Origin of the sequence: Pseudomonas sp. BN607 (genome assembly GCF_029871175.1) — a bacterium.
Lineage (GTDB): Bacteria > Pseudomonadota > Gammaproteobacteria > Pseudomonadales > Pseudomonadaceae > Aquipseudomonas.
In genome coordinates this window covers 74281-94476 of record NZ_SSOE01000027.1, presented here as the reverse complement: position 1 = coordinate 94476, position 20196 = coordinate 74281, and the positions used below count along the sequence as shown (strand labels likewise).

Genomic DNA, 20196 nt, shown 5'->3' with positions numbered 1-20196 from the left:
TGTCCGTTATCGCCCCCTGGCCTGTGCCTGGCGCTTGTATAGTGCAGTGGCCAACCTATCCCTCGGGATAATTGTCTGAACGCGTATGCTGGCCTAGGCTGCCCGGGGCTGCGCAAACGCTCACGCCCATGCGAGGAAGCCATGATCCGAATAGGCAATGCCCAGGTGTCGCTGGAGCGGCGAGAAGTGTTTCTCGATGGCAAGCCGATGCTGCTGGGCGGTCGAGCTTTCGAGGTGCTGGCCACGCTGATCAGGGCCAAGGGCCGGGTGGTTGGCAAGGACGAGCTGTTCAGCCAGGTGTGGGCCGGTACGGTGGTCGAGGACAACAACCTGCAGGTGCAGGTGTCTTTGCTCCGCAAGGCTTTTGGTGACCGTGGGCTGATCCAGACTGTGCCACGGCGCGGCTATCGTCTGGCCGCCGAGATCAGCTTTGATGCGCCTGGCCGTGCCCATGAGCACTTGCCGTTGTGGAGTGGCGTCGACACGCCAGAGCCATCAGGCCACAGCCTGGACGTGCCGGTGCTGGTGGTGGACGACGACCCCTCGGTACGCACGGCGTTGGGCCGCCTGCTGCGCTCGCAGGATATTCCGCACCATCTGTTTGCCAGTGCCGAGGCGTTGTTCGAGGCTCGCCTCGCAACCCCCTATGCCTGCTTGTTGCTGGACATGCACCTGCCCGATACCACCGGGCTCGAAGTGCAGCAAGCGCTGCGCCGGCTGGCCTTGCCTTGGCCGATCGTGTTCATGACCGGCTTCGGCACCATTCCGATGACCGTGCAGGCCATGCGCGCCGGCGCCGTGGAGTTCCTGACCAAGCCCTTTGAGGAAGACCAGTTGCTGACGCTGCTGCAGGCTGTGCGCCTGCGTGCCGTGGCCGATGGGCGCAAATGGCGCCACGCGCGGCAGGTAGAGGAGAAGTACCAGCGCCTGACCCCGCGTGAGCGCCAGGTGTTCTCGCTGGTGGTCGATGGCCTTTCCCACAAGCAGATTGCCAGGCAGATTGGCACCAGCGAGGTGACCACCAAAGTGCACAAGAAGAACATCATGAACAAGATGCAGTCCCGCTCGCTGGTGGAGTTGGTCGCCATGCACAACGTGCTTGGTGCACAGCTTGAGGGCCTGGCCGGCGCATGAGCAGATGGGTATGCATCGTCGATGACGATGCTTCGGTGCGCAAAAGCCTGGCCAACCTGCTGCGCTCGGCCGGGTTCAAGACCTTGTCGTTCGCTGGTGGAGAGGTGTTCCTGGCCTCTGAGCTGGCGCGGCAGGCGGGTTGCGTGTTGCTCGATCTGAAGATGTCGGGAATGAACGGGCTGGAGGTGCAGCGCGAGCTCGCGCGGCTGCAGTGGGCGTTACCGGTGATCTGCATGTCGGCGCATTGGGATGATGGCGCGGTGCGTACAGCAACGGGCCAAGGGGCGCAGGCCTGTCTGGGCAAGCCGTTTTCCGAAGAGGTGCTGCTGAAGGCGGTTGAAGAGGCTTTGGCTGGCGGCCAATAATGTGCCTGTACGCCTTGACCGCCATCGCCTAGCTGCTCCCCGGCCGGTACTGCAGGGCCTCGGCCAGGTGCGCCCGGCCTATCGCAGCGCACCCCTCCAGATCCGCCAGTGTCCGCGCCACCTTCAACAGCCGGTGCGCTGCCCGTAACGACAAGGTCAATCGCTCGCACGCCCCCTCCAGCCAGACTTGGTCCGCTGGTGCCAAGCCACAATGGCGCCGCAACCCTTCAAGGTCGAGAAATGCATTCGCACACCCTTGTCGCCTGTGCTGCAGCTCCCGCGCTTCAGCCACCCTGACGGCGACATCGGCACTGGTTTCCCCGCATGGCCGGTTGTTCAACGTGGTGGTCTCACGAGCCACGGTCAGGTGCAGGTCGATGCGGTCCAGCAGTGGCCCGGACAGTTTGTTGCGATAGCGTGCGATCTGCTCGGTGCTGCAGCGGCAGCGGCCAGTGGGGTCGCCCAGGTAGCCGCAAGGGCAGGGGTTCATCGCCGCCACCAGCTGGAAGCGCGCGGGGAAACGCACCTTGTCGCGGGCTCGGGCAATTACGATTTCACCTGACTCCAGTGGCTCGCGCAGCACTTCCAGCACGCGCCGTTCAAACTCGGGAAGCTCGTCGAGAAACAACACGCCGTGATGGGCGAGTGTGATTTCTCCTGGTTGCGGTCGGCTGCTGCCACCGACCAGCGCGGGGCCGGAGGCAGAGTGATGGGGGTGGCGAAAGGGTCGCTGTGGCCAGCTGTTCAGCGGCGCATTACCGCTGACCGACTGGATGGCTGCCACTTCCAGCGCTTCGTGTTCGTCCAGCGGTGGCAGCAGCCCGGGCAGGCGGCTGGCGAGCAAGGTCTTGCCGGTGCCGGGCGGCCCGGTGAACAATAGGTTGTGCGCCCCGGCCGCAGCCAGCAGCAAGGCACGCTTGGCTGCCAGTTGCCCCTGCACTTCGCTCAGGTCGGGGTAGGGCCGTTGCTGCAGGATCAGACCGTTGGCGGCGTAGGGCGGCAACGGCACCTGGCCGTTCAGGTGGGCGACCAGCTCCAACAGGTGGCCCACCGCATACACCACCAGCCCGCCTGCCAGGCTGGCTTCCTCGGCATTTTCCCGTGGTACCACCAGCGCCCGGCCTGCTTCGCGCGCGGCCAGTGCGGCAGGGAGCACACCCTGGACCGGGCGCAATTTCCCCGAAAGCGCCAGTTCGCCCAGGCATTCCATATCGGCCAGGGTGGCAATCGGCACCTGGCCATCGGCGGCGAGGATGCCCAGGGCAATGGCCAGGTCATATCGGCCGCCATCCTTGGGCAGGTCGGCGGGGGCGAGGTTCTGGGTAATGCGTCGTTGCGGGTAGTTCAGCCCGGAGTTGACGATGGCGCTGCGCACCCGGTCCTTGCTTTCCTTGACCGTGGTTTCCGGCAAGCCGACGAGGGTGAGATGGGGCAAACCATTGGTCAGGTGGGTTTCGACGCTGACCGCCGGTGCCTGCACGCCTACCTGGGCGCGGCTGTGGACGAGGGCTAGGGACATGAACACTCCGTTGTTGCTGGAAAATGCCGCTTCCTGCGGCAGGGCAAAGAATAGCCAGTGCTGCCATGGCAGGCGCTAGAAGTGTGCGTCGTGGTTTTACAGGGCAGGGTTTTCTCCTGTGTTTTTCATCCTTGAAGCAAAAAATGGATCCAATATTCTTTGCGCAGGTACCTGCTATGGCTTAGTGTTATTGAGCAACTGCAGTTGCCATGGGATGGCACCGCATCTTCTTTCAAATGGACTTGAGGTATTGCTCCGTGCAAACGCTCACCCGCACGCGCCAGGTAATCCGCGAACTGGTGCAGGCCAGTGCATTCGTTGAACTCAATCGCTTTTTTGACAAGCTTGAGGCTCAATGGCGCCAAGCCCCGCCCGGCGAGTTCCCGGCCTACTTGGCGGCCATTGAAGGGCACATGCTGCTCGACCAGGAAAACCAGGGCGACAGGGCCCTGAGCCAAGTGCTCAGAGCCTGGGTTGACGCGTGCCCCAGGGCTTACCACCCACAAGTGGTAATGGGTATGCACTGCTTCCACCGGGCCTGCCAGGTGCAGGTTGATGGCCCACGCAACGCTGCGCGCTTGTTGGCTGTTGCGCAAATTTGTGAATCCGCCACCGCGCACCTGTTGCGTGCAATGGACCGCTCTGCGCACCCCGTGGCAGCGGCCATTGGCATGCTGCGCATCAGTGCGCAGTTCCATGAGCCTGGTTGGTTGCTGCAACTGTTTCAGGGGGAGCCTGCACGCTTCAGGCCCAGTGCCCATGCCGATGTAGAGGTACAGGAAGCTGCAGCGCCGTTGCTGGTGAGGCATGGGCTGTTGCCCTTGGCCGAGCTGCCACAGTCGCTGCCGCGCTACCTGGGCAAGCGGGTCGACCATGAAAACGAGGACCCTTGCTATTACTGGCTGCGCCATGCGCTGATCGCCCGCCCCGGCTGCTTCGAAGCGATCCAGGCCCTTGCTGTGTACCTGCTGCCCCGCTGGCGCGACAGCCTCGATGCGTTTGAGCTGTTGATCAATGGCCCGCTGTGCGCAACCTGGGACGAGCGTTTGCGTAATGCGCTGCACTGGATGGCCGTCGAAGGCCGGCTGATGCTGCGACAGGCTGATCCGTTGCAGGCCGTCGCCGACTGGCAGGACGTGCTCGAAGACTGGTCACAACGCCCGTTGAGGTCCAGGGAACGTGCTGTCGTTCTGGCATGGCGGGGGGCGCTGCACAGCAGGGCATTGGGCGACCATGCTGGCGCTATGCGCGATTTTGCCGCGAGCTTGGCGTGCAATGCCGATCTCGGCGCCATTCGCGCCATGGGTGTGCCGTTTCGCTGTTTGGTCGAGCTGATACTGCGCGATGGCATGGTAGATGAGAGGCAACTGTTACACGGGGCTATTGAGCGCCTTTGCGACGGCCGTTCACATGCTGCTGCCTGTGCTCTACGCGCGGTCGGGCACCGTTTCGGGCTGTGGGCGCTGCCACGCTCGGCCGAGCAGGCAAGGCTATGGTTGCATCGGGCGGTGAATCGCCAGTGCGCGGGCCAGGCACCGGGGTTCGAAGTGCTTGAAGTGGCACGGGTGCTGTGGGCAGCCAATCGGCATGAAGTTGCCTGCTACCTGTATGAACGCTGCGCCGAACTGAACCTGCCGGGTGCTGCCCTGGCCTTGTACGAGCTGCACCATGGCGACCTGGACAATACCCCGGCGCATTACCTGGATGACGAGGCCGCCGGGTACTGGCTGCAGCGTGCGGTGGAGGCGGGCAGCAGGCAGGCCAAATACAACCTGGCCTGCCTGCGCATGGACAGCGATGAGGATTTGAACGAGCGCAGTGCCATGCTGGCGGTCAGGCGCCTGCTTGTCGACGCGCTGGGCAACGGGCAGACCAATGCGTGTGCGAGGTTGCACCTGGGGATTTTGTTACGCCGGTTTGGTGAGGCGCAGGAGCGAAGTGAGGCGGTTGCTTACCTGCTGAGCCTGGTCGAGCACCCGGACCCGTGGCTTGCAGGGCGTGCCAGCGCCGAACTGGGGCTGGCCTGGATGCAGGGGCATGGCACCCGCAAGCAAAGCCGCTTTGCCGCCATCGAATGGGTCAACCGAGCGGCCAGTTTGCAACCAAGGGATTCGGCCATTGGTGCTATCCAGGCCCAGATCCTCAATTCGCACAACCGGGTGAAGACGTTGTTTATTCAGTGCGGGGCGGCATTGTTCCGCGGCAGCTTGCATGCAAGTGAGCTACCACCGAAACAGGCCTTTACCCACGCCGAGTCGTTACGGGTTCAACCTGCATCGGAGGGGCTTAGGCGCGCACATAAACCCAGGCTGTCAGGCCCGATGCGAGGGTGACGGCGACACGCTTGTAGTCGGCAACTTCATAGCGGTCCGCCGCTGCCAGTTCGTCTTCGCTGATCTGGAAGACCATACCTGCCACGCTGTCGTTGGCCTGGCTGCTGGGGGAAACGATGGGATGATGGGACTTGCCGCTGGTCGCCAGTACGTCCGGGTCAGTGATCTCGATCCAGTCCAGGCGGTAGCCCGGCATACGGTCGGCCTGGCCGCTCAGAGCACGGCCAAAATTGGCCAGTTGCACGGCTTTATCCTGCAAGGTGCCGTAGGAAAACAACAGTACCGGGTATGCGCTGGAGGGCTGCATTCACTCATCCTGTGAAGTTGGGTTCAGCCGCGCTTCCAGGTCGGCGACCTGCTTTTCCAGGGCCTCGAGGCGTGCACGGGTGCGTGCCAGCACGACCATCTGGCTGTCGAATTCGTCGCGGCTGACCAGGTCCAGTTTGCTGAAAGCGCCTTGCATCAGCACCTTGAACTGGCTTTCCAGTTCAGCGCGGGGCTGGGCGGTATCGCTGCTGAACAGGCGCGAGGCCTGGTCGCTCAGGGCATCAAGGAGGGCTTTGGGCGCGAGCATGGGGCTGTCCACTGAAACGGAGAAATGGCCGGCAGTGTAGCACGCACACACCTGGCGCTTGAGTGCACATTGGCCTTTGGGAGCGCGCACAGCGGCCCTGGAAATATCACCATCAAGGCAAATCGTGGGGCGCTTCGCACACCCATCGCAACGCAAGCCCCGCGCCCACAAAAGATCGATTGCGGTTGGTAAGCGGCTGCACATTTTTCGCGCAACTTCCCCCGCTGCTGCGCACCGAAACTGTGCATGTTTTCCATGCTGGCGACTGGCCAATCCTGACTAAATCACATAACGCTCTGTTTTTCGGCGCTTTGTCGGAACTGGCAAGGATTCTGCAAAGACCTGTACGAGCCATGCACTGATGCAGTTCCTTGTGACCAGGCAGTGCGCACGCGGAGCCGGATGCCGACGACGCGTTACAAAGCCAACCGCTGCGCTTAGACTTGAGACGGGTTTGTTTTCCTGGGGCAAGTCCACCAAATCGGGAGAGAGTTTCATGAAGCTAGTCACAGCCATCATCAAGCCGTTCAAGCTGGACGACGTGCGCGAGTCGCTGTCGGAAATCGGCGTGCAGGGCATCACCGTTACCGAGGTCAAAGGTTTCGGTCGGCAGAAGGGCCACACCGAGCTGTATCGCGGTGCTGAGTACGTGGTCGATTTCCTGCCCAAGGTGAAGATCGATGTCGCCATCGATGACAAGGACCTTGATCGGGTAATCGAAGCCATCACCAAGGCAGCCAACACCGGCAAGATCGGTGACGGCAAGATTTTCGTGGTGAATCTGGAGCAGGCGATCCGTATCCGTACCGGCGAAACCGATACCGACGCGATCTAAGCAGCAACAAAGCCTCACCAAACCCAACGCCCCAGGAGAAAACAACATGACTCTGCGTAAGATCGCAGGGCTAGGAGCCCTATTGTCCCTCGTAATGCCCGGGCTCGCCCTGGCAGACGAAGCTGCCCCAGCGCTGAACTCCGGCGACACCGCCTGGATGCTGACCGCAACGGCGCTGGTGCTGTTCATGACCATTCCGGGCCTGGCCCTGTTCTATGGCGGCATGGTGCGTTCCAAGAACGTGCTGTCGGTGATGATGCAGTGCTTTGCAATCACCGGCCTGATGAGCATTCTCTGGGTCGTCTACGGCTACAGCATGGCCTTCGATACCACGGGTATGGAAAAGGGCGTGCTCAACTTCAACTCCTTCGTCGGCGGCTTCTCCAAGGCTTTCCTCAGCGGCGTCACGCCCCAGAGCCTGACTTCCGCCGCCGCGCTGTTCCCTGAAGCGGTGTTCATCACCTTCCAGATGACGTTCGCCATCATCACCCCGGCACTGATCGTGGGTGCCTTCGCCGAGCGCATGAAGTTCTCCGCCATGCTGGTGTTCATGGGCATCTGGTTCACCCTGGTGTACGCGCCGATCGCCCATATGGTGTGGAGCGGTGACGGTGCGCTGATGTGGGACTGGGGCGTACTGGACTTCGCTGGCGGCACTGTGGTGCACATCAACGCCGGTATCGCGGGCCTGGTCTGCTGCCTGGTGCTGGGCAAGCGCAAGGGCTACCCGACCACCCCGATGGCTCCGCATAACCTCGGCTACACCCTGATGGGCGCCGCCATGCTGTGGATCGGCTGGTTCGGCTTCAACGCAGGCTCTGCCGCTGCCGCCAACGGCACCGCGGGCATGGCCATGCTGGTCACCCAGATCGCTACAGCTGCTGCGGCGCTGGGCTGGATGTTCGCCGAGTGGATCGGCCACGGCAAACCGAGCGCCCTGGGCATTGCTTCGGGTGTGGTTGCTGGCCTGGTCGCCATCACCCCGGCTGCCGGTACCGTGGGCCCGATGGGCGCCCTGGTGATCGGCCTGGCCTCGGGTGTGATCTGCTACTTCTGCGCCACCACCCTCAAGCGCAAGCTGGGCTATGACGACTCGCTGGACGCCTTTGGTGTGCATGGTGTTGGCGGCATCATCGGCGCCATCCTCACCGGCGTGTTCGCAGCCCCGGCACTGGGCGGCTTCGGCACCGTCACCGATATCGGCATGCAGGTCTGGGTACAGGCCAAGGGCGTGATCTTCACCGTGGTCTACACCGCCATCGTCACCTACGTGATCCTCAAGGTGCTGGATGTGGTCATGGGCCTGCGGGTCAACGAAGAAGAAGAGTCGGTCGGCCTCGACCTGGCTCAACACAACGAGCGCGGCTACAACCTGTAACTGCGACGCGGTAAAAACTTGCCCGGCTTGCCGGGCATTTTTTTGTCAGATTTTTAACATTTCCCGCTCGGCAAACGGTTTATCTGGCACGTTCGCGACGTAGGCAGAAAACTTACAAGTCGTGGGGCATTTATGGTGCTTTGCTTTTTCCACGAGCGCGCTAGAATGCGCGCCGAAGGGTGTTTGATGAGTAGTCCGCACACTTCGCCAGCCTTTGCTAGGCTTGCCAATAGCGTGTGGCCAGCAGGGGCTAATGGATTTGTCAGGTCCTGCCAGGAGCAGGGCCTGCTGGGTGCCGCCTCCCATCAGGAGCGCAGACTCAAGGGCAGTGGCCTAACCCACGGCCAGTTGAATTTTCACTGGTGGCTGCCGGTCTACGGCTGCACTGGTCTATAACTAACCTGCTTTTCGCAAGTCATGAGGTAGAACATGAGCGACGACGATCTGGAAAATGATGACCTCGAAGTAGGCGACGATGACGAGGCTGATGAAGGCCTCGAAGCGGCGGCTGACGATGGCGCCGAAGACGCTGGCGACGACGACAGCAGCCCGGCACCCACTGCCAAGGGCAAATCCAAGGCGGCGGTCTCGGTAGACGAGATGCCGAGCATGGAAGCCAAGCAGAAAGAGCGTGATGCCCTGGCCAAGGCGATGGAAGAGTTCCTGTCGCGCGGTGGCAAGGTGCAGGAAGTCGAGGCCAACGTGGTCGCCGACCCGCCCAAAAAGCCGGACAACAAGTACGGCAGCCGCCCTATCTGAGTGGCTGAACGCAAAAAAGCCCGCCGTCGCTGCGGGCTTTTTTGTGCCTGTGGGTTTTGTGTTGCCTCTAACGGCCTCTTCGCGGGCATGCCCGCTCCCACAGGATCACCACAGGGTTCAGGACCTGCGCGGTCCTGTGGGAGCGGGCGTGCCCGCGAATGGGCCGCAAAGCGGCCCCCTTCAGCGCCAGCGCGCGAGCACGTCTGGCAGTTGCGACAGGCGCTGGATCTCGGCATCCGGCGCCTGTTCGCCTGCCCACGCCTTGCCCTGCGGGTTGAACCACACCGCGCGCAAACCGGCGCGCTGGGCACCGGCAATGTCATCGCCAGGGTGATCGCCGATGTGAACCGCCGCACCCGCGTCCACCTCGCCGCGGCGCAACGCTTCAAGGAAGGGGGCAGGGTCCGGCTTGCCGATGCCCAGGTCCTCGGCGCACAGGGCAAAGCGGAAGTAGTCGGCCAGCCCCAACCGGCTCACGTCGGCGTTGCCGTTGGTCACCACGCCCAGAATGTAATGGTGACGCAGGATCTCCAGCACCGGCTGCACCTCGGGGAAGATCTCTACCTGGTGGCGAGCATGCAGGAACACTTCAAAGCCTTCGTTGGCCAGCGCCTGCGCTTGCTTCTCGCTGTAGCCGACCTCTTCCAGGGCATGGAACAACACCCGCCGACGCAGGGCGCTGATGCGGTGCTTGAGGCCGGGTTCGGCCTGTACCAGGCGCTCGCGAATGGCAAACAGGTGCTCCACCGGCACGCCCCCCAGGATTGGGGCATTGGCTTCTAGCCAGTCGCGCAGCACGACTTCCGCGCTGGCGATGACCGGGGCGGTGTCCCACAGGGTGTCGTCGAGGTCGAAGGTGATCAGCTTGATGCTCATGAGTCTGTGCCTTTGCTGCGTTTGGCCCGAGGGTGGGCGCTGTCGTACACCGCAGCCAGGTGCTGGAAGTCCAGGTGGGTATAGATTTGCGTGGTGCTGATGTCGGCATGGCCGAGCATCTCCTGCACCGCGCGCAGGTCCTGGGACGATTCCAGCACATGGCTGGCGAAGGAATGGCGAAGCATGTGCGGGTGCAGGTGCTGGCCCAGCTCGCGCTCACCGACGGCCTTTACCCTTTGTCGCACGGCGCGGGGGCTGATGCGATTGCCCTGGCGGGTAATGAACACCGCACGGTCACGCGGGTTGCCGATGCCACGCAGGCGGTACCATTCCTGCAACGCCTCGCGGGCCTTGCGGCCAACCGGCAGCACGCGGGCCTTGCCGCCCTTGCCCAGTACCTGCACCAGGCCGGCTGCAAGGTCGAGATGGTCGAGGTCGAGGTTGGTCAGTTCGGACAGGCGCAGGCCTGACGAATAGAAGAGTTCGAGCATCGCCTGGTCGCGGCGGGCAATGAAATCGTCGTCGACGCCGCCATCGAGCAACTGCTGGGCACGGTCGGTGTCCAGCACCTTGGGCAGCTGGCGCTTACCCTTGGGTGCGCTCAAACCAGTGGCCGGGTCGTGTTGGCACAGGCCCTCGCGGTTGAGGTAGCGGTACAGGCCGCGTACAGACGACAGCAGACGCGCCAGGCTGCGCGAGGACTGGCCATGGTGATGCAGGCGGGCGATCAGCTGGCGCAACTGCTGGATCTGCAACGCCTGCCAGTCGGCAATAGCGTGTTCCTTGCAGTAGGCAATGACCTTGTTCAAATCACGCCGGTAGCCCAGCACGGTGTGCTCCGACACCTGGCGCTCATTGCGCAGGTGTGCGCAATAAGCTTCCAGCTGGCGTTCCATCAGCGTACCGAACGCAGGGTCTGGGTGACGCGAGGTACAACGCGGCCGAGCACTTCGGCGATGTAGCCGAGGAACAGGGTGCCGACGCTGCTCTTGTAGTGTTGCGGGTCGCGGCTGCCGATCGCCAGCACCCCGTGCAGCCCCTGGTACTCCAGGGCGGCCACGGCGCTGGAGCCGACTTCGCGGCGCTGCTCTTCACCGAACAGGAACGCCAGCTCGTGCTCGCGCAGGTTACCGCTGACCGTCTTGCCGCCGCCCAGCAGGGCGCCGATGGCCTGTTGCGCCTCGGCGTTGCTGACCCAGCGCCCGACCGGGGCGACGTTGTCGCCGAACAGGATCAGGCTGACGAAGGGCACCTGGAATTCCTGGCGCAGGCTGTCTTCGACCGCCATGACGACTTCCTCCAGGCTGCTGGCATCGAGCAGGTCGAGGATCAGCCGGCGGGTCTTGTCGAACAGCCGGTCGTTGTCGCGGGCCACGTCCATCAGTTGCGAAAGGCGATGGCGCATCTCGATGTTGCGGTCGCGCAGCAGCTTGAGCTGGCGTTCCACCAGCGACACGCTGTCGCCACGCTGGTGCGGGATGTGCTGTTCGATCAGCAACTCGTCGTGCTCGGCGAAGAACGTGGGGTGGGCGCGCAGATAGGCGACCACCACCTCGGCATCGAGCTCGGCGGACTGCTGGGGTACAACCTTGGGCTGATCGGTCATGGCGGTTACTCGCTTAGAGACGAACCTGTCCTTCGTAGACGCGTACGGCCGGGCCAGTCATCACCACGGGCTTGCCGGGACCCGCCCACTCGATGTGCAGGCGGCCACCCGGCAGGTCCAGCGACACCGGGGAGTCCATCCAGCCCTGGCTGATCGCGGCCACGGCCGCGGCGCAGGCACCGGTGCCGCAGGCCTGGGTTTCGCCAGCGCCGCGTTCCCATACGCGCAGGTTGGCGCGGTGGCGATCGATGACCTGAAGGAAACCGGCATTCACCCGCTGCGGGAAGCGTGGGTGGTGCTCGATCTTCGGGCCCAGCTCATGCACGGGGGCAGTATGCACGTCGTCGACACGCAGCACCGCATGCGGGTTGCCCATGGACACGGCGGCAATCGAATGCACATGGCCGTCGACTTCCAGTGGGTAGTGCTGCGCCTGCGCGTCGGCTACGAAGGGGATTTCGGCAGGGATGAAGCGTGGCGGGCCCATGTCGACACTCACCTGGCCGTCGTTCTGCACGTCCAGCACGATGATGCCGCTCTTGGTTTCCACGCGGATGCGTTTTTTCGCGGTCAGGCGCTTGTCCAGTACGAAGCGGGCGAAGCAGCGCGCACCGTTGCCACACTGCTCCACTTCGGAGCCGTCGGCATTGAAAATGCGGTAGCGGAAGTCCACTTCCGGATTGTTCGGCGCCTCCACGATCAGCAACTGGTCGAAGCCGATGCCGGTGTGGCGGTCACCCCATTGCTTGGCGTGCTTGGGCTGGATGTGCGCGTGCTGGCTGACCAGGTCGAGGACCATGAAGTCGTTGCCCAGCCCATGCATCTTGGTAAAACGCAGCAGCATGGGCTTACTCCGGCAGCAGGCTTTCGCCAGCATACAGTTCGGCGATGGTCTCGCGGCGGCGTACTTCGAACGCCTGGTCGCCGTCGACCAGGATTTCAGCGCAACGGCCACGGGTGTTGTAGTTGGAGCTCATGACAAAACCATAGGCGCCCGCCGACTCCACGGCCAGCAAATCACCTTCGGCCAGATTGAGTACGCGGTCCTTGCCGAGGAAGTCGCCGGTCTCGCAGATCGGGCCGACCAGGTCATAGGCACGGCCTTCACCTGCACGTGGCTTGACCGCGCTGATACCCATCCAGGCCTGGTAGAGGGCCGGGCGGATCAGGTCGTTCATTGCCGCATCGATGATGGCGAAATCCTTGTGTTCGGTGTGCTTGAGGTATTCCACGCGGGTCAGCAGGACGCCGGCGTTGGCCACGATGTAGCGGCCCGGTTCGAACACCAGGGCCAGGTCGCGGTGGCCCACGCGCTCGCGGATGGCCTTGATGTAGTCGGCTACCAGCGGCGGCTGTTCATCGCGGTAGCGCACGCCAACACCACCACCCAGGTCCAGGTGGCGCAGGTGGATGCCGCACTCGGCCAGGCGGTCGACCAGCACCAGCAGGCGGTCCAGGGCGTCGAGGAATGGCTCGACGGTGGTCAACTGCGAGCCGATGTGGCAGTCGACCCCGACCACTTCCAGGTTCGGCAGTTGAGCGGCGCGCACGTAGATGGCTTCGGCGTCGGCAATGGCGATGCCGAACTTGTTCTCTTTGAGGCCGGTGGAGATGTACGGGTGGGTACCGGCGTCGACGTCCGGGTTGACCCGCAGCGACACTGGGGCGACCTTGCCCATTTGGGCGGCCACTACTTGCAGGCGCTCCAGTTCGTCGGTGGACTCGACGTTGAAGCAGTGCACACCCACTTCCAGGGCGCGGCGCATGTCTTCGCGGGTTTTACCCACGCCGGAGAACACCACGCGGTCGGCACGGCCGCCTGCAGCCAGCACGCGCTCCAGCTCGCCGCCAGAGACAATATCGAAACCTGCGCCCAGGCGTGCCAGTACGTTCAGCACGCCGAGGTTGGAGTTGGCCTTGACGGCGAAGCACACCAGGTGCTCGGCGCCTTGCAGGGCGTCGGTGTAGCTGCGGTACTGGGCCTCGATGTGGGCGCGCGAATACACGTAGGTTGGCGTGCCGTAACGTTCGGCCAGGGCCGACAGGGCCACGCCTTCCGCGAACAGCTCGCCGTCGCGGTAGTTGAAAGCGTTCATCTGGTTTCCTTTACTGCGCTGGCGACTGCTCGAGCTCGGACTCCGGCTCTGGCTGCTGCTCTTGTACCGGGGCCGGCTTGGCTTTCGGCTGGTGCTGGTGCGACTTGTGTGCCTTGCCGTTATCGCCGTCTTCAGGCAGATACAGCGGGCCCTTCTGGCCGCAGGCCGAAACGAGGCAGGCAACAGCGACCAGCGCCGCGAAGGAGGAAATCAGGCGCTTCATGGGTGAAATCCTTAGAAAAATGCAGTATTGCGCCCGAGTATACCGAGCGACCGGCGGCTTGCCTATGCAAGGGCCGGTCCGCCGGGCGGGCTATCCTTATCGCCTGGAAAAGCCCCGGTGCAAGCGGGCTTGCCTGCAAAGAGGCCAGTGAAGGCAACGGCTAAACTTTTGCATTCGGCGGCAAGCGCCCGTATCTTGCCCGGCTTGCCTGTAACGCAGCCAATTTCGAGGTTCCTGCAATGAGTTTGAGTGAAGCGCGTTTCCATGATCTGGTCGACGCTACCCAACAGGCCCTGGAAGACCTGTTCGACGAGAGCGGCCTGGACCTGGACATGGAGAACTCCGGCGGCGTCCTCACCGTCAAGTTCGAGGGCGGCGCCCAGTTGATCTTCAGCCGCCAGGAGCCGCTGCGTCAGCTGTGGCTGGCCGACCGCTCCGGTGGTTTCCACTTCGATTACGACGAAGACACCGGTAAGTGGGTGTGCGAGAAGAGCGAGGAGCTGCTGGGCGAAATGCTTGAGCGCATCGTCTGGGAGCGGGCCGGCGAGAAGCTGGACTTCGACGAGATCTGACATGAGCAGCGCCCAGGCTCGGCCGCCCAAGCCGCTTTACAGTAATGTCAGCCCTGCGGTGCCGTCACCGTGCATCAGTGTCTGCCGGCTGGATGAACACCGGGTGTGTACCGGTTGCCACCGACATGTCGAGCACATCCGTGAATGGCGCTCGGCCGATGATGAACGGCGCCGGCAGATCTGCCGCGAGGCCCAGGCTTTGCGCGAGCAGGCTTAGGCACACTGAACGCAGGGGCTTGAGTATTTGCCCGGCTGTGGTAGTGTCGGGTTCTGCGTCGGTGACGCCAAAGCCTTCTCAAACCCCGCCCTTGGGCGGGGTTTTGCTTTATCTGCACATTGAAAACTGCCTGTTCAAAGGAGTCTGACTGGATCATGAGCACCAAGCCTGCCCTCACCCTCACCCGATTGGACGTACAGCGTCTGGAGCGTCTGATCGACAGCCTCGACGAGAGTACACCGGGTGTGCTCGCCCTGCAGGACGAGCTGGACCGCGCCGCGGAGGTGGTCGGTCACGAGGAAGTGCCGGCGGGCGTGGTGACCATGAACTCCCGCGTGCACTGCCGCGAGGAAGCCAGCGGCAAGGACTATCACCTGACCCTGGTCTACCCGAAAGATGCCGGGCCGGAAGGCAAGGTCTCCATTCTGGCGCCGATTGGTTGTGCCTTGCTGGGGTTGTCGGTGGGAGAGCAGATCGACTGGCCGGCGCCGGGCGGCAAGACCCTCAAGCTGAAGCTGCTGGAGGTGGAGTATCAGCCGGAAGCCGCAGGTGATTTCGACCTGTAATATTCAGTGGGGCCGCGGTGCGGCCCATCGCCGGCAAGCCAGCCCCACAAGGGCTGCACAGCAGCCCTCGGTCACTCACTCTGCACCTGCTCCAACCCCTCATTCAGCGCCTGCTCCAGCACCCGCTTGTAGCTCAGGTAGACCTGCGTCGCCCCCACCCGGTCATCCAGCAATTCAGACAAATCCAGGTCGGTGATGTAGCAGCGGTAGCGCCCGGCACCCCGGCGCTGTCCGATGATCTGCCGGGCCACCACCGCATAAAGCTGGTCACCATGCTCCAGCTCGGAAAACTCTTGCTGGTCGCAGTACAGCGTCACATGCGCCGCACCCTCCACACCCGCCTGGATGATGGCTTGCACCTCATAGTAAGGCTGGTCGCTGCCTTCGACCGGGGCCAAGCGCGGTTCGATGCTACGCGCCCTGCCTGCGCCGGAAGGCAACAATTGCGCGTAGTGGATGTCCAGTGAGGCTGCGCGCTGAGTCTCCAGCGGCAGTCTGGCATCGCGGCGCATCACCACCGAACGCAGGAACCGCTGCAGCGGCAGCAGCAGGTGAGCTTCGTCATGCAGGGGCAGGCGTTGCTGCCACAGGGCATTGTATTCATCCAGCACATACAACTCGGCCCAACCATCTAGCAGACGGTAGAACACCTGGATACAAGCCGGGCGGCCTTGTTCCAGCACCAGGCGCAGGTCGTGGTCGAGCAGGGCGTTGTGATCCAGATACAGCGGGCTGTAGGCGCTACGCTCCTCGCCCAGATGGGCCACCAGGGAGTCGTGTTCGGCCAAGGTGGCCAGGCGTACATTCCCGGCCAACAGCTCCAGCACATGGGTGTGCTGGGCCACCTGTAGCAGGTAGCGGTGATTCACGCCCTGGTCCAGCAGCAACTGCACCGTATCGAAAATTTCCTCCACGCGTTGGCTGATGGCCTGGGCGCGGCTGCGGCAGAAGCAGCGCACCCGCACCCGTGGCCTGTGGCCACGCAGCACCGGGCTGTTGAGGAAGTCACGCAGGCAGCGTAGCAATGCATGTTCGCCGTCATAGCGCTGGACCAGCACCTCGTTCCAGCTGTTGAGGGTCACCTGGTCCAGGGTCAGCACCAGGTTCTCGCGTACGCCTGCGTAGCTCAGCGAGTCGGTGCGCTCGGTGGTCATCAGGATGTTCAGGTCGCGGTGATGACGCAGCGGGTCGATGGCGACGTTGACCAGCAGCAGCACCTCGTCGGCAACACTGGGCTGTAGCAGGCGCACTTCGCTGACGGTTGGCAAGGGCAGGGGGATGCTTTGCTGCAGGCAGCCCAGCAGGTTGAAGAGTTCGAACTCGCCGAGGTCGCTGGCACCCGGGTGCAGCGCCAGGCGCGTGCTGCTGTCGATGACCCCGTTGCGGTGGGCCCAGGCCAGCAGCTCGAGCAGCTCGCGGCAGCGCTTTATCGGGCTGAAGTGCTCCACCTCATGGGTGCTCAGATTGCCGCTGTAGAGCTCCCAGTGGTAGCTGCCCGGCTCCTTGCGGTTGGGTGCCTGAACCAGCGTCAGGGTGCTTTCGGCGAGGTCCGGTGCGATGCCTGGGTTGATCACCTCGACCTTGCCGGCGCGGCGTTCGAAAGCCGCATACAGGCGCCGACCCAGTACATTGAGGTCGCGTTGATCGGCGCGGCTGATGGCGTTGCGGGTACGAGCAAACTGGCTCAGGAAGCGGTAGCTATGGTTCAGCTCGGCCACCAGCTCGCGGCGTTCGACGGCGACCTGCTGCACTTTCCATTGGCTACGGCTGTCGAGCAGGGCCAGCTGCCGTTCGTCCCAACCCCACTCGTCGGCCAGGCGCTGCAGCAGGCGGCGTTGCCAGCCATTGCTGCGGCCCTGATCGCTGAGTTTCTTGTTCACCTTCAGGTACAGGCTGCGCCGTACCAGCTCCAGCCGCGCGGGCTCGCCGCGTTGCAGCAGGTAGCGTTCGATGCGCCGGTAGACCATGACATACGGGTCCAGCTCGTCCAGGTCGAGCTGGTTGGCGAACACCGCCTGCTTGTAGTCCAGGCTCAGGCAGCGTACGGCCGGGTGTTCGCTGGCATAGGCCTCGGTCAGCAGCAGCTTGAGCAGTGACTTGTAGGGTGAATCGATGCCTTTGAACAGTTGCCACAGGCCAGCACCGACGAATTCGCCGGGCGGGATGTGCGCCAGGTTGCCGAGGTCGAGCGCGTGTTGGCTGCGGATGAAACGCTTGGACAACAGGGTCTGCGTGTAGGCGTGGTAATTGTGTTCTTCGTAGACCGGCACCAGCCACCACAACGGTGTGCGGCCGGCCAGCCACAGGGTAGTGCGGTAGAACTCGTCCAGCAGCAGATAGTGCTGGGTGGTGCCGCAATCATCGGAGCCGAGCTGGCCATCGCGCTGGCCTTGGGCAAAGCCTTGCGTATCGATCAAGAAAAAATGAGCCTCCGCACCCAGGCTGGCCGCCCACGTCTCCAGCAACTGGCACTTCTGGCGCAGTTCATCCAGCAGCTGTCCGGGCAGGCCGGGCGCATGGCATACCCACAAGTCCATGTCGCTGTGCTCAGCCTGGGCCAGCGAGCCCAGGCTGCCCATCAGGAACAGGCCGTGAATCGGGCTTTGCGGATTACCATGGCGGGGTTTGTAGGTAAACGAGCGGGCCAGGCGCTGGGCCTCTGCTACCAGCTCGACGCCTGGCTCGTAACCCGAGACCCCTGCGGGGGTGCTGCCCGAAACGTAGCCCGGCAATAGCGGGTGGTTCACATGGAACAGCAGCGGCAGCAAGGTCAATACCTGTTGCTGGCGTGTCGACAGACCTTCCATTGCCCGCTGCAGGCGGCGCTGGTTCAGCTGCAGGAAGCGTGCGCGCAACGTCGCCAGGACCTTGCGGTCGATGCCTTCCTCCAGGTCTGGGCGGATTTCGTGAGGGTGGTTCATTGCGCACTCGGGCAGGCCAGCGGGGCTGCCGCGAGTTTAGCCTGAGTGGTCAGACCGGATAAGCGCTAAATCAAATATTGACGCCATTTTTCCAGCGCCTGCGAGATGGCTCCAGCTTTGGCTGCGCTTGAGGCATGATGTGCGCATTAGGTTGATGAAGAGATTGTCCGATGCGTGTATGGATCGATGCCGATGCCTGCCCCAAGGCAGCCAAGGATCTGATCGTCAAGTTCGCCCTCAAGCGCAAGTTCGAGGTGGTGATGGTGGCTGGCCAGGCTGTGGCCAAGCCAGCGTTCGCGATCGTGCGATTGATCGTGGTGCCCAGTGGCATGGATGCGGCCGACGATTACCTGGTCGAGCACGCCGTGCCGGGCGAGCTGGTGATCTGCAGTGACGTGCCCCTGGCTGACCGCCTGGTGAAAAAGGGCGTAGCGGCGTTGGACCCGCGCGGGCGCGAGTTCGATGAGCGCAACATGGGTGACCGGCTGGCAGCGCGCAATCTGTTCACTGAGTTGCGCGAGCAGGGCCAGGTGGGGGGAGGGCAGGCGTCTTATGGAGAGCGCGACAAGCAGGCGTTTGCCAATGCGCTGGACCGGATCATAGCGCGGCTCTCCAAGGCCTGATGCGGGGCTGCGTTGCAGCCCCCAGTATTACTGTTCGTCGGCGTGCGTCAGTTCCAGCACCCGGTCAACCAGCTTGTAAATACCGCCAGCCGCCTCACTGATCGACTTCGCCTCCATGTACGCCGGCGTAGTCACCAGCTTGCGCTGGGTATCTTCGACAATATCGTGCACATCGCACACTTCATGGGTGCCGCCCATCTTTTCTACCGCCGCCGCAGTGTCGGCATCGCTACCGATGGTGCAGACCACGCCCGGCCCGTAGATTTTCGCCGCCAGCGCCGGCGAGATGCAGATCAGGCCAACCGGCTTGCACGCAGCGGCAAACGCCTCGGCCAACTGCAGCACATCCGGGTTGACGCTGCAGTTGGCGCCTTCCACGGCAAAGTTGGACAAGTTCTTCGCGGCACCGAAGCCGCCCGGCACGATCAGCGCATCGAATTCCTCGACCTTGGCCTCGCGGACGTCCTTGACCTCGCCGCGAGCAATGCGTGCAGATTCCACCAATACATTGCGTGACTCGGCCATCTCCTCGCCGGTCAGGTGGTTGATTACATGCATCTGCGCAATGTCCGGCGCAAAGCACTGCACCTGCGCCCCACGCTGGTCGAGGCGCAGCAGGGTGATCACGCTTTCGTGGATTTCGGCGCCGTCATACACGCCACAGCCGGAAAGAATCACCGCTACTTTTTTTGTCATGTTTAAAGCTCCAGTTGTGTAGCGCCTGTGAGATCGAGCGCCGCCGCGCGGCGCATCGCGAGCTGGCGCTCGCTCCTAAGGTTGATTCGGGCCCGTCATGCTTGTGACAGGCGCGCTACAGCCTTTGTTCGCATGACACGATAGCAAGCCATGCTTCAAAGCGGTCGCCCGAAAACACCACAGGAACAATTGGCCCGAAACAAACGTAGGCGCGGGCGGCGCTCGGTGCGCGCACCACCTCAAAACGCAAGACAGGCTCCGCGCTACTGGTGGTCGTGCCGCTCCTCTGGTGCCTGGCCTGCCGCCTTGCGCTCCGCACGCATGGCGCGGAAGCGCCGACGCAGCCACAGCAGGCCGCCCAGCGCCAGCAGGCCACCGAGCACCCATAGTTCGTAGCGTTTCACATTGCCCAGCAGGCCTTCGAGGATGGCGCCGAAGTGGTAGGCGGCCGCACCCAGGGCAATGGCCCAGATGGCCGCGCCAATGCCGTTCAGTAGCAGGTAGCGGCGGGGCGGATAGCCTGACAGGCCGATCGCCACGGGCATGACTGTGCGCAAGCCATAGACGAAGCGAAAACTCAGCACCCAGATATCGGGATGGCGGCGGATGTGACCCAGCGCCCGGTCACCCATGGCCTGCCAGCGCGGTTTGCGTGCCAGGATCCTGCGCCCGTGGCGGCGGCCCATGAAGTACCACAACTGGTCGCCCGCGTAGCTGCCGAAAAATGCCACCAAGCACACCAGGTTGATGTCCATGTAACCGCGGAACGCAAGGAATCCCGCAAGCACCAGGATGGTCTCGCCTTCGAAGAAGGTGCCTAGAAAAAGGGCAAAGTAGCCGAAATCCTGCAGGAATTGTTGAAGCATTTTCTGAGGTGCTGGCGAAATGAACGCGCAGCCTACC

22 protein-coding genes are annotated in these 20196 nt (G+C 63.3%); 10 read left to right on the top strand and 12 right to left on the bottom strand.

Features of this window, described 5'->3' with window-relative positions:
* The first annotated feature begins 141 nt into the window (after nucleotides 1–141).
* Both E8E68_RS06230 and E8E68_RS06225 read left to right on the top strand, forming a co-directional pair.
* Entirely contained in the window at nucleotides 142–1134 is a 993-nt protein-coding gene (locus tag E8E68_RS06230) for a response regulator (protein WP_280340236.1), read from the top strand.
* On the top strand, nucleotides 1131–1499 hold the full coding sequence (locus tag E8E68_RS06225; RefSeq protein WP_280340234.1) for a response regulator: 369 nt from the start codon (nucleotides 1131–1133) through the stop codon (nucleotides 1497–1499). Before E8E68_RS06230 ends, E8E68_RS06225 begins: the two co-directional genes overlap by 4 nt.
* 28 nt (nucleotides 1500–1527) lie before the next feature.
* On the opposite strand, the gene E8E68_RS06220 is transcribed toward E8E68_RS06225, so the two are convergent.
* The gene (locus E8E68_RS06220) at nucleotides 1528–3018 is read right to left on the bottom strand and encodes a YifB family Mg chelatase-like AAA ATPase (RefSeq protein ID WP_280340233.1); all 1491 of its coding nucleotides are present in this window, start codon (nucleotides 3016–3018) and stop codon (nucleotides 1528–1530) included.
* Between the two features lie 257 nt (nucleotides 3019–3275).
* On the opposite strand from E8E68_RS06220, the gene E8E68_RS06215 reads away from it, so the two are divergent.
* On the top strand, nucleotides 3276–5351 hold the full coding sequence (locus E8E68_RS06215; protein ID WP_266028973.1) for a DUF4034 domain-containing protein: 2076 nt from the start codon (nucleotides 3276–3278) through the stop codon (nucleotides 5349–5351).
* Here the strand turns inward: E8E68_RS06215 and E8E68_RS06210 are convergent.
* The gene (locus E8E68_RS06210) at nucleotides 5305–5658 is read right to left on the bottom strand and encodes a gamma-glutamylcyclotransferase family protein (RefSeq protein WP_266028974.1); all 354 of its coding nucleotides are present in this window, start codon (nucleotides 5656–5658) and stop codon (nucleotides 5305–5307) included. The genes E8E68_RS06215 and E8E68_RS06210 overlap by 47 nt on opposite strands.
* Nucleotides 5659–5925, bottom strand: a complete 267-nt coding sequence (locus E8E68_RS06205; RefSeq protein WP_110743371.1) for an accessory factor UbiK family protein — start codon at nucleotides 5923–5925, stop codon at nucleotides 5659–5661.
* A gap of 496 nt (nucleotides 5926–6421) precedes the next feature.
* Between E8E68_RS06205 and glnK the strand changes: the two genes are divergently transcribed.
* The 3 genes from glnK to sutA all read left to right on the top strand — a co-directional run bounded on the left by glnK (nucleotide 6422) and on the right by sutA (nucleotide 8897).
* The gene (gene glnK, locus E8E68_RS06200; RefSeq protein WP_002555808.1) at nucleotides 6422–6760 is read left to right on the top strand and encodes a P-II family nitrogen regulator; all 339 of its coding nucleotides are present in this window, start codon (nucleotides 6422–6424) and stop codon (nucleotides 6758–6760) included.
* 46 nt (nucleotides 6761–6806) lie between these two features.
* Nucleotides 6807–8138, top strand: coding sequence for an ammonium transporter (locus tag E8E68_RS06195; RefSeq protein WP_266028975.1), 1332 nt, complete (start codon nucleotides 6807–6809; stop codon nucleotides 8136–8138).
* Between the two features lie 429 nt (nucleotides 8139–8567).
* Entirely contained in the window at nucleotides 8568–8897 is a 330-nt protein-coding gene (gene sutA, locus E8E68_RS06190) for a transcriptional regulator SutA (RefSeq protein WP_110743369.1), read from the top strand.
* A gap of 180 nt (nucleotides 8898–9077) precedes the next feature.
* Here sutA and E8E68_RS06185 read toward each other — a convergent pair whose 3' ends face one another.
* The 6 genes from E8E68_RS06185 to E8E68_RS06160 are packed head-to-tail and all read right to left on the bottom strand — an operon-like array spanning nucleotide 9078 to nucleotide 13698.
* Nucleotides 9078–9773, bottom strand: coding sequence for an HAD-IA family hydrolase (locus tag E8E68_RS06185; protein WP_110743368.1), 696 nt, complete (start codon nucleotides 9771–9773; stop codon nucleotides 9078–9080).
* Nucleotides 9770–10669, bottom strand: coding sequence for a tyrosine recombinase XerC (gene xerC / locus E8E68_RS06180; RefSeq protein ID WP_110743367.1), 900 nt, complete (start codon nucleotides 10667–10669; stop codon nucleotides 9770–9772). Before xerC ends, E8E68_RS06185 begins: the two co-directional genes overlap by 4 nt.
* The gene (locus E8E68_RS06175; protein ID WP_110743366.1) at nucleotides 10669–11379 is read right to left on the bottom strand and encodes a DUF484 family protein; all 711 of its coding nucleotides are present in this window, start codon (nucleotides 11377–11379) and stop codon (nucleotides 10669–10671) included. The genes xerC and E8E68_RS06175 overlap by 1 nt, the downstream gene beginning before the upstream one ends.
* Before the next feature lie 13 nt (nucleotides 11380–11392).
* On the bottom strand, nucleotides 11393–12223 hold the full coding sequence (gene dapF, locus E8E68_RS06170) for a diaminopimelate epimerase (RefSeq protein ID WP_110743365.1): 831 nt from the start codon (nucleotides 12221–12223) through the stop codon (nucleotides 11393–11395).
* Nucleotides 12224–12227: 4 nt separating this feature from the next.
* Nucleotides 12228–13475 carry a diaminopimelate decarboxylase gene (gene lysA, locus E8E68_RS06165; protein WP_266028976.1) on the bottom strand — a complete coding sequence of 416 codons (1248 nt, stop codon included), beginning with the start codon at nucleotides 13473–13475 and terminating at the stop codon, nucleotides 12228–12230.
* Nucleotides 13476–13485: 10 nt separating this feature from the next.
* Nucleotides 13486–13698 carry a lipoprotein gene (locus E8E68_RS06160; RefSeq protein WP_110743363.1) on the bottom strand — a complete coding sequence of 71 codons (213 nt, stop codon included), beginning with the start codon at nucleotides 13696–13698 and terminating at the stop codon, nucleotides 13486–13488.
* Between the two features lie 239 nt (nucleotides 13699–13937).
* Here E8E68_RS06160 and cyaY point away from each other — a divergent pair, with 239 nt between their 5' ends.
* From cyaY to rnk, 3 genes are all read left to right on the top strand, one after another.
* Nucleotides 13938–14270, top strand: coding sequence for an iron donor protein CyaY (cyaY, locus tag E8E68_RS06155; protein WP_110743362.1), 333 nt, complete (start codon nucleotides 13938–13940; stop codon nucleotides 14268–14270).
* A 1-nt stretch (nucleotide 14271) separates the two neighbouring features.
* On the top strand, nucleotides 14272–14487 hold the full coding sequence (locus E8E68_RS06150) for a DUF1289 domain-containing protein (protein WP_266028977.1): 216 nt from the start codon (nucleotides 14272–14274) through the stop codon (nucleotides 14485–14487).
* Between the two features lie 155 nt (nucleotides 14488–14642).
* A complete protein-coding gene (gene rnk / locus E8E68_RS06145; protein ID WP_110743360.1) occupies nucleotides 14643–15053 on the top strand; it encodes a nucleoside diphosphate kinase regulator in 411 nt (136 codons plus the stop codon).
* A 71-nt stretch (nucleotides 15054–15124) separates the two neighbouring features.
* Here rnk and E8E68_RS06140 read toward each other — a convergent pair whose 3' ends face one another.
* Nucleotides 15125–17974 carry a class I adenylate cyclase gene (locus E8E68_RS06140; protein WP_280340225.1) on the bottom strand — a complete coding sequence of 950 codons (2850 nt, stop codon included), beginning with the start codon at nucleotides 17972–17974 and terminating at the stop codon, nucleotides 15125–15127.
* Between the two features lie 170 nt (nucleotides 17975–18144).
* Between E8E68_RS06140 and E8E68_RS06135 the strand changes: the two genes are divergently transcribed.
* Nucleotides 18145–18597, top strand: a complete 453-nt coding sequence (locus tag E8E68_RS06135) for a YaiI/YqxD family protein (RefSeq protein WP_266028979.1) — start codon at nucleotides 18145–18147, stop codon at nucleotides 18595–18597.
* 27 nt (nucleotides 18598–18624) lie between these two features.
* On the opposite strand, the gene elbB is transcribed toward E8E68_RS06135, so the two are convergent.
* Nucleotides 18625–19293, bottom strand: coding sequence for an isoprenoid biosynthesis glyoxalase ElbB (elbB, locus tag E8E68_RS06130; RefSeq protein ID WP_280340223.1), 669 nt, complete (start codon nucleotides 19291–19293; stop codon nucleotides 18625–18627).
* Nucleotides 19294–19556: 263 nt separating this feature from the next.
* Nucleotides 19557–20159 carry a DedA family protein gene (locus E8E68_RS06125; protein WP_266028981.1) on the bottom strand — a complete coding sequence of 201 codons (603 nt, stop codon included), beginning with the start codon at nucleotides 20157–20159 and terminating at the stop codon, nucleotides 19557–19559.
* Between the last annotated feature and the right edge of the window lie 37 nt (nucleotides 20160–20196).